Annotated in this window: 7 protein-coding genes; 4 read left to right on the top strand and 3 right to left on the bottom strand. The window is 69.8% G+C overall.

Annotation, left to right across the window (positions count from 1 at the left end; translation table 11 throughout):
- Positions 1–1,750: phosphoenolpyruvate synthase (ppsA, locus tag RN743_RS11580; protein ID WP_310780010.1), on the bottom strand; the 1,750-nt coding region annotated here is incomplete at its 3' end.
- Between the two features lie 68 nt (positions 1,751–1,818).
- Here ppsA and RN743_RS11575 point away from each other — a divergent pair.
- Entirely contained in the window at positions 1,819–2,655 is an 837-nt protein-coding gene (locus RN743_RS11575; RefSeq protein WP_310780009.1) for a pyruvate, water dikinase regulatory protein, read from the top strand.
- 4 nt (positions 2,656–2,659) lie between these two features.
- Here RN743_RS11575 and RN743_RS11570 read toward each other — a convergent pair whose 3' ends face one another.
- Positions 2,660–3,583 carry a creatininase family protein gene (locus tag RN743_RS11570; protein ID WP_310780008.1) on the bottom strand — a complete coding sequence of 308 codons (924 nt, stop codon included), beginning with the start codon at positions 3,581–3,583 and terminating at the stop codon, positions 2,660–2,662.
- A gap of 113 nt (positions 3,584–3,696) precedes the next feature.
- Here RN743_RS11570 and RN743_RS11565 point away from each other — a divergent pair, with 113 nt between their 5' ends.
- From RN743_RS11565 to RN743_RS11555, 3 genes are read left to right on the top strand one after another with little or no spacing between them, the layout of a single operon-like run.
- Complete coding sequence (locus RN743_RS11565) at positions 3,697–5,448, top strand: amidase family protein (RefSeq protein WP_310780007.1); 1,752 nt, start codon at positions 3,697–3,699, stop codon at positions 5,446–5,448.
- Positions 5,445–6,410 carry an acyl-CoA thioesterase II gene (gene tesB / locus RN743_RS11560; protein ID WP_310780006.1) on the top strand — a complete coding sequence of 322 codons (966 nt, stop codon included), beginning with the start codon at positions 5,445–5,447 and terminating at the stop codon, positions 6,408–6,410. Before RN743_RS11565 ends, tesB begins: the two co-directional genes overlap by 4 nt.
- Positions 6,407–7,468 (top strand): peptidyl-alpha-hydroxyglycine alpha-amidating lyase family protein, encoded by a 1,062-nt coding sequence (locus tag RN743_RS11555; RefSeq protein ID WP_310780005.1) that lies wholly within the window; start codon positions 6,407–6,409, stop codon positions 7,466–7,468. Before tesB ends, RN743_RS11555 begins: the two co-directional genes overlap by 4 nt.
- A gap of 37 nt (positions 7,469–7,505) precedes the next feature.
- Here the strand turns inward: RN743_RS11555 and RN743_RS11550 are convergent, their stop codons facing one another.
- Positions 7,506–8,558 (bottom strand): carboxypeptidase-like regulatory domain-containing protein, encoded by a 1,053-nt coding sequence (locus tag RN743_RS11550; RefSeq protein WP_310780004.1) that lies wholly within the window; start codon positions 8,556–8,558, stop codon positions 7,506–7,508.
- Positions 8,559–8,645 lie beyond the last annotated feature (87 nt).

Here is an 8,645-nt window from a genome sequence, read left to right as displayed (position 1 = left end):
CGATGAGGTCCGCGTATTCGTTCGACTTGAAGTCGGACAGGCGCACGATGACGGGCTCGGGGGCGAAGGCCGCGGCGATGGTGGCGATCCCCTCGGTCAGTTTCTCGACGTAAAACTCGACCGGGTCCGCGTAGCCGGCGTGCTGGAAACGGATTTCCCTCTGGAGTTCGTCCGGCAGGTCTTCGAAATCCAGCAGCGCCTGGGGATGGACGCCGATCATGCGGTTGATGATGAACTCGAGCCGGGCGAGGCCGACCCCGGAGTTGGGGATGGAGGCGAAGTCGAACGCGCGGTCCGGGTTCCCCACGTTGAGCATGATCTTGAGCGGGATCTCCGGCATGGCGCCGAGCCGGATCTCGCCCTCCTCGAAGTCGAGCAGCCCTTCGTAGACGTAGCCCGCGTCCCCCTCGGCGCAGGACACCGTCACGTCTCCGGCCTCCGCAAGCTGCGCCGTCGCGTCGCCGCAGCCGACGACCGCGGGGATGCCGAGTTCCCGGGCGATGATCGCCGCGTGGCAGGTGCGGCCGCCGCGGTTCGTGACGATGGCGGCGGACTGCTTCATCATCGGTTCCCAGTCCGGGTCCGTCATGTCCGTGACGAGCACATCGCCGCGCCGGAAGCGCGCGATCTCCGATGCGGACTCGATGACGCGCGCCGGGCCGCCCCCGATCCGGCCGCCGATGCTGCGCCCCTCGGCGAGCACCGGGCCCCGCTCCTTGAGCGTGAAGCGGGAGATCACTCCGCCCGCGCGGCTCTGCACCGTTTCCGGACGCGCCTGCAGAATACGCAACGCGCCGTCGATGCCATCCCGGGCCCACTCGATGTCCATGGGCCGCCCGTAGTGGTCCTCGATGAGGAGCGCCTGGCGAGCGAGTTCGTGCACCTCGTCGTCCGTCAGCGAGAAGCGGAGCCGGTCCGCCTCCGGGACCTCGACCGTCTCAACCGGCGCGTCGCCCGAGTCGGCGTAGACGAGCTTGATCGCCTTGCCCCCCAGGTTCCGGCGCAGGATCGCGTGGCGGCCGGCGCGCAGGGCGGGCTTGTAGACGTAGAACTCGTCGGGGTTCACGCCCCCCTGCACGACCGTTTCGCCGAGACCGTACGCGCTCGTGATGAACACGACGTCCCGGAACCCGGACTCGGTATCCAGCGTGAACATCACCCCGCTCGAGCCCCTGTCCGCGCGGGCCATGCGCTGGACGCCGACGGAGAGCGCCACGTCGCGGTGCGCGAACCCCTGGTGCACGCGGTAGGCGATCGCCCGGTCGCTGAACAGCGAGCCGTAGACGTGGTGGACCGCCCGCAGCACCGCGTCGACGCCGCGGACGTTGAGCAGCGTGTCCTGCTGCCCCGCGAAGGAGGCCTCGGGGAGGTCCTCGGCGGTGGCGGAGGAGCGCACCGCAACGGAGACGTCGCCGCCGGCGCCCAGTTCGCGGTAGGCGGTCCCGATCCGGGCGGCGAGTTCCGGCGGGAGCGGCGTATCGGCGATCCAGCCCCGGATCTCGCGGCCCGCCCGGGCGAGCGCCCCCAGGTCCTCGACGTCCAGGGCGTCGAGCACGGCATGGATGCGTTCTCCGAGTTCGCCCGAGAGGAAGTCGCGGTACGCGCGGGCGGTGATCGCGAAGCCGCCGGGCACGTCCACGCCCGCGGCCGCGAGATGGGAGATCATCTCGCCGAGCGACGCGTTCTTCCCCCCGACGGTTTCGAGATCGGCGAGTCCGATCGACTCGAATGGCGCGATGTACCCGGACACGGCGACTCCCGAGCCTCGCGGCCCGTACGGTTGTGTCAGATGGATTGGAGCCGGAAAATCAGCGTACGATGACCCAGCGAACGGTTTTCTTCGTCTCCGACCACTCGGGCGTCACGGCCGAGACCCTCGGCCACAGCCTGATCGCGCAGTTCGACGCCCTCGACTTCACGAAAATCACCGTACCATTCGTCTCCACCGTCGACAAGGCGAAACGGGCCGCCAGGAACATCAACACCACGGCGCGCGTGCAGGGGTCGCCGCCCATCGTCTTCAGCACCCTCGTGAAGGAGGACGTGCGCGACACCGTGCGCGAGATCGTGGAGGAGACCGACGCCCTCTTCCTGGATTTCTTCGACTCCTTCCTCGACCCGCTCGAGAAGGAGTTCGGCCACAAGTCGCAGCACGCCATGGGCGTATCCCACGGCATCCAGAACTACCGGGAATACGACCGCCGCATCGAGGCGATGAACTTCGCGCTGTCTCACGACGACGGTTCGAACCCGCGGGGATACGACCGGGCCGACCTGGTGCTGGTCGGCGTGTCGCGATCGGGCAAGACCCCGACCTGCCTCTATCTCGCCCTCCAGTACGGCGTGTTCGCCGCGAACTACCCTCTCACGGGGAGCGATCTGGAGGAGCGGCGGATTCCACCCCCTCTCTTCGACCACCGCGACAAGATCTACGGGCTCACCATCGAGCCCCAGCGCCTCGGGGAGTTGCGGAGCGCGCGCGGCATCGGCCGGCGCTACGCCTCACCCCGCCAGGTGAGTTTCGAGATCCGCCAGGCGCAATCGCTGTTCGAGCGCCTCGACATCCCCTTCATCGACGCGACGCGCTGCTCGATCGAGGAACTGGCCAGCCGGATCCTCGACGCGACCCGCCTCGAGCGGCGCACCACATCATGATTCGTCAGTTGTTGTCGGCGATGGAGCGGCGGATGGCGCGGGCGGTGATCCCGGCGCGGTAGTCGACGAGGCGCCGTCCGTTCTCCACCGTCCGTTCCAGCGGCGAGAGGTCGACGCCGTTGATGGAGAAGAGACCGGCCTCCATGCGCTGGTCCGCGCGGATCGTGTTCGGATCGACCGTCGCCATTATGGACGAATAGTGATAGTCGTCGTGGTACTCGTTGCGCGTGGCGACGCACTCATCCGGCTGCTGGAATATCCCCAGTTCCTCCTTCAGATAGTCGCAACTGTAGATGTCTTCCGTATAGTACTCCGGGATGAAATGGACGCGTGCCGGTCGGTCGGCCCAGGCCGCGTTGAGGGCGGCGGCCACGTTCTCCATCCCGCGCACGTTTCCTCCGCTGTCCCCGATGAGGATGAGATTCTCGAACCCGTGCGCGGCGAGGCTGCCCAGGACGTCCGTGAGCATGGCCTCGAACGTCTCCTGCCGGACGCTGATCGTGGCGTGGTAGCGCATGTGTCCGGACGGCGGATCGATGTTCCCTTCGGGGACGAGCTTGATGACCGGGGCGACGAGCGCGTTCCCCAGTTCGCGCGCGATCGCCTCCGCCGTGGCCCGCAGCACGAAGTTGTGCTTGCCGCTGGCCAGGTAGGGGCCGTTCTGTTCGATGCCCCCGGTGCCGATGATCGCCGTCGTCATCCCCTCGGCGAGGGCGTCGCGCACCTCCATCCACGTCATCTCCTCGATCCACACCGTGTCGAGGCGGTCGATCGGGCGCGGGGCGTCGAGATCCTGAGCCTGGAGCGGAGCGGCGGCGACGGCCGCGAGGGCGACGAGAGCGGAAGCGGCGAGAGCGAACAGCGCGCCCGCGGCGACTTGGCGGGCGCGGCGCGAGGACGGCGTGCGAGGCGGGGCCAGGCTTGTCACGGCGGTCTCCCGGTGTCGAGGCTGCGGCGTAGGGCGGATCATCCCTTACTATACGGCCACGACGGGGCGAGATTCGAGGATCCGCGACGGACTCCCGGGAATCGGAGGATCCCATGAGGTCAGTTCCAAACGCCAGCGCCGACGCCGCGAGAGCCGGATTCCGACCGGGGCGCGTCCTGCCCGCATGTGCCCTGCTGGCCGCCATCGTGGTGGCGTGCGGCGGCCCGGCGTCCGAGGCGGAGCCGTTCGACGTGGTGGAGGCGACGATTCCGGAGATGCGGGCGGCGATGGAGGGCGGGCAGGTCACGTCGCGGCAGATCGTCATGGAACACCTGGCGCGGATCGCGCGCTACGAGTGGCAACTCAACGCGGCGGTCTCGGTCAACCCGAACGCGCTCGCGGAGGCCGAGGCGCTCGACGCGGAGCGGGCGGCGGGCAACGTGCGGGGGCCGCTGCACGGCATCCCGGTGGCGCTCAAGGACAACATCCACACGACGCACCTGCCGACGACGGGCGGCTCGCTCGCCTTCGAGGGGTATTTCCCGCCGTACGAAGCGACGCTGACGACCAACCTGCGCGAGGCGGGCGCGATCATCATCGCGAAGGCCGGGCTCACGGAGTTCGCGAACTTCATGGCGGGGCCGCCGAACCAGATGCCGGGCAACTACAACGCCCTCACGGGTTACGGCCTCAACCCCTACGATCCGCGCCGCGACCCCCGGGAAGGCCGCAACGACGGGCGTCCGGCGCTCTCGACGGGGGGCTCCAGTTCGGGGATCGGCACGGCGGCGAGCTTCTGGTCCGCGAACGTCGGGACAGACACCGGCGGGTCCATCATCAGTCCCTCGAACGCGAACATGCTCGTCGGCATCCGGCCGACGATCGCGCGCGTGAGCCGCTGGGGCGTGGCCCCGGTGACGCTGGACCACGACATGGCGGGGCCGATGGCCCGCACGGTGACCGACGCTGCGATCATGCTCGGGGCGATGGAGGGGGCCGCGCCCGACCCGAACGACGCGGCCACCGCGCGGTGCGAGGCGCCGCCGGGCCGGGACTACACGCCGTTCCTGAACGCCAATGGGCTGGAGGGCGCCCGGATCGGGATCCCCCGGGCCTTCTACTACGAGCCCGTGGAGGTCGGAGGGGAGACGATCGGCGGCCTCGGCGACGAAGCGGCGGCGCTCATGGCCGAGGCCATCGCGGTCCTCGAGGCGGCGGGCGCGGTCGTCGTGGACCCGGCCGAGATCCCCAGCTTCGTCGACCCGGAGCCCGACGCGAACTTCAACACGTGGCCGCTCTGCATCGGCGGGCACCAGGCGAAGGGGTCGGACGCGGGGTGTTCGGTCAACTTCAAGTACGGGATGAAGCGGGATTTCGACGCGTGGCTCGCGTCGCTCGGGCCCTCGGCGCCGGTCGGGACGCTGACGGAGCTTCGGGAATGGAACCTCGCGCACCGGGCGGCCGGGTCGATGAAGTACGAGCAGTCGCGCTACGACATCTCCGATGAGATGGACGGCGAGGCGGACCGGGCGCGGAACGCGGCCGACATGGCGAAGGACTCGCTGCTGAGTCAGACGCGGGGGATCGACGCCGTGCTGGACGAATACGACCTGGACGCGATCTTCACGCCGGGGAGCCGGGGCGCCGCACTCGCGGCGCGGGCACAGTACCCGCACATCGTCGTGCCCTTCGGCTTCGTGCCCAACGCGCCGACGCCGGCCTTCCCCGAGGGCTTCGACGCACGGCCCGCGCCGTTCGGGATCGGGTTCACGGGGGCCGCCTGCAGCGAGCCGCGGCTCATCGAACTCGCGTACGCCTTCGAGCAGGCCAGCCTGCGGCGCGTGCCGCCCGAGAGCTTCCCGTGAGCTACACCGTACAGGATCTGGTCGACCTGTTCGACCTCGAGCCGGTGGAGCGGAACATCTATCGTGGGGAGAACCGGGACATCGGCTCGGGCCGGATCTTCGGGGGACAGGTGCTCGCACAGTCGCTCGTGGCGGCGCGCCGGACGGTCGACACCGAGGACCGCTCCGCTCACTCGCTGCACGGGTACTTCATCCTGGCGGGTGACCTCGATATTCCGGTCGTCTACTTCGTGGACCGTCTGCGCGACGGACGGAGCTTCACCACGCGGCGCGTGACGGCGATCCAGCACGGCCGCGCGATCTTCAACATGTCCGCCTCCTTCCACAAGACGGAGGACGGCATCGAGCACCAGGACACCATGCCGGACGTGCTGCCGCCGGAGGCGCTCGAATCCGAGATCGACATCATCCGGCGGCAGGCCGGCCGCGTCCCCGAGCCGCTCCGCTCCCTGCTCACGCAGGACCGGCCGCTCGACCGCCGCCCCGTCGCGCCGCTCGACCCGTTCCGGCCGAAACCCGACCGGCCCGTCCGGCGCGCCTGGATCCGCACGGTCGGAGACCTGGGCGACGACCCGCTCGAGCACCAGGCCGTGCTCGCCTACGCCTCGGACTACGGGCTCCTGCGCGCCGCGCTCGTGCCGCACGGGCGCACCTTCTTCGACCGCGACCTGATGGGCGCCTCGCTGGACCACGCGATTTGGTTCCACCGTCCCTTCCGGATCGACGACTGGCTCCTGTACGTGACGGAGAGCACGGTCGCCAGTGGCGCGCGGGCGTTTACGCGGGGGAGTTTCTTCACGCGGGAGGGAGCGCTCGTGGCCTCGGTCGCGCAGGAGGGCGTGATCCGGACCGGCGGTCGGCCCGCTCCGGCCGACGAGCCCGCTCCGGCCGACGAGCCCACTCCGGCCGACGAGCCTACTCCGGCCGAACGGCCCGCAACCGATGAAGGAGACGACACATGACACGGCGAACCACACAACTCGGCACACTTCTCTGCCTCCTCGCGGCCAGCGCGGTCGTAGCGGCGTGCGGCGGCTCCGGCGACCAGGACGGCGCCGCGAACGCGGACGGCGCGGCGCCGGAGCTTGAGCCCGTCAACGACCTGCCCAACCCCTACGAGCGCCTGGAACCCTGGGCGGAACTGCCCCCGGGCGCGGTGCAGTGGGGGCAGGTCACGGGCGTCGAGCAGGGACCCGATGGCCTTCTCTACGTCATGCACCGCTGCTTCGAGAACAGCTGCGCCGACCGGCCCGAAGACCCGATCGTCAAGTACGACATGGACGGCCGTGCGCTCGCTTCCTGGGGGGCGGGGCTGTTCAACTATCCGCACGGGTTCCACATCGACCACGAGGGGAACGTCTGGGCGACGGACGCCCGCGGAAACGGAGAACTCGGGCACCAGGTGTTCAAGTTCAGCTCCGACGGCGAACTCCTGCTCACGCTCGGGCAGGCCGGCGTCGCGGGCCTCGGTCCCGACGTGTTCAACCAGCCGACCGACGTCCTCGTCCTTCCCGGCGGCGACTTCCTCGTCATCGAAGGTCACGGCGAAGGCAACGACCGCGTCGTGCGCTTCAGTCCGGAGGGAGACTTCCTGGACGCGTGGGGAGGACCGGGGTCGGGGCCCGGCCAGTTCAGCACGCCGCACGCCATCGCCCGGGATTCGCAGGGACGGATCTTCATCGGAGACAGGGCGAACAACCGCATCCAGATCTTCCTCGAGGACGGGACGTTCCTGGAGGAGTGGAAGCAGTTCAGCCGCCCGAGCGGGATCTTCATCGACGAGGACGACACCATCTACGTCGCCGATTCCGAGAGCTGGGGGCCGAACAACCCCGGCTGGAAGAAGGGGATCCGGGTCGGGAGCGCGCGCGACGGGTCGGTGTCCTACTTCATCGAGGACATCGAGTCCACGACGATCGAGCACAGCGGGGCGGAAGCCGTGGGCGTGGATTCGGAGGGCAACGTCTACGGCGGCGTCGTGCGGCGCCGCATGCTCGAGAAGCACGTGCGGGTGAGGTAGCGGCCACGGAGGGGCACGGCCGCGGGCGCGGCCCGGGCTACTTCGTCCAGATCACCACGGCCCCGCAGCGCGCGTCGTACCCGCCGAACTCGGGCGGCAGTTCGCCAGCCCCCTGGTACACCTCGATGCCGCCGACCTCCGCCGGCAACACGAGCGTGTCCAGTTCCCGGACCGGAATCGGAGAACCGTCGAGATAGGCGCTGAGTTCACAACCCCCGGGCGTGAATCCTCCGGACGCCCGCCGGCTCTCGACCCAGCAGTCGCGGAACCCGGAGCCGGGGCAGCGCAGGCGGATGCCGGGCGCGTCGGCGAGCATGTGCGAGACGCGGAGCGGACGACGGCGGTCGATGTCCTCCACCGTGAAGTACGTGCCCCCTCCGATCAGTTCGCCGAAGTACTTGCGGTCGTAGAACCCGTTGACTTCCAGCCGCCGGGGCCGGGTTGCGGTCACCACGAGCGGTTCCATCGCCACCGGTGCGGGCACGAGGCCGATCTCGAGTTCCGTGCTCAGTCCGCGGACCACCGTCACCTGGTAGCGGAGCGAAGCGTAGCCGATCCGTTCGACTTCGAGCAGGTGCTCCCCGCCGGGCACGCCGGTGAGGGCGAACCGGCCCTGGCGGTCGGTCTGCACCTCGGCCGGGCGACCGACGAGCGACAGTGTGGCCGTGGTCACGGGCTCTTCCGTGGACGCATCGAGGACGCGGCCCACGATCCTCCCCGGCTCCGTGTCTCCGAACAGGACGCGCAGATGGACCTCGACCGGCGTGCCGGGTTCGAAGGCGAGCGTCGCCTCCTCGCTCGAATCATCGCCGAACTCCGCCCACACCGTCGCCCCCGACGCGTCGGCGGGGACGCAGAGCGAGAAGCGCCCGTCGGCCCCGGCGGGTTCGCGCTGCGGCCTGAGCACCTGCTCCGCGGTCCAGCGGAGGACGACCGTGGCCCCGGGCAGGTTGAGCGCCCCCGACTCCTCCGTGACGAGGACGTGAAGCGACGCCCGCTCCCCGCACTCCGCCACCTCCTGCCCCGCCGCGGAACCGGCCACGGTCATCGACAGCAACGACGCGACCAGCGCCGCTCGTACCCATCTCATCTTCGACTCCATCATTCGAGTGCGGCGTCGATGGCGGCGGCGTGCCTTGCGAGGAAGGCGTCGAATGCCGCGACCAGGGCGTCGCAG

The organism is Candidatus Palauibacter scopulicola (assembly GCF_947581915.1).
Taxonomy (GTDB): Bacteria; Gemmatimonadota; Gemmatimonadetes; order Palauibacterales; family Palauibacteraceae; genus Palauibacter; species Palauibacter scopulicola.
This window is presented reverse-complemented; position numbering and strand designations above follow the sequence as displayed.

What these genes read in the sequence shown, in the direction of transcription:
- RN743_RS11575 (WP_310780009.1), top strand. Translation starts at nt 1,819, where the DNA reads ATGACCCAGCGAACGGTTTTCTTCGTCTCCGACCACTCGGGCGTCACG.
- RN743_RS11565 (WP_310780007.1), top strand. Translation starts at nt 3,697, where the DNA reads ATGAGGTCAGTTCCAAACGCCAGCGCCGACGCCGCGAGAGCCGGATTC.
- RN743_RS11555 (WP_310780005.1), top strand. Translation starts at nt 6,407, where the DNA reads ATGACACGGCGAACCACACAACTCGGCACACTTCTCTGCCTCCTCGCG.
- RN743_RS11550 (WP_310780004.1), bottom strand. Translation starts at nt 8,558, where the DNA reads ATGAGATGGGTACGAGCGGCGCTGGTCGCGTCGTTGCTGTCGATGACC.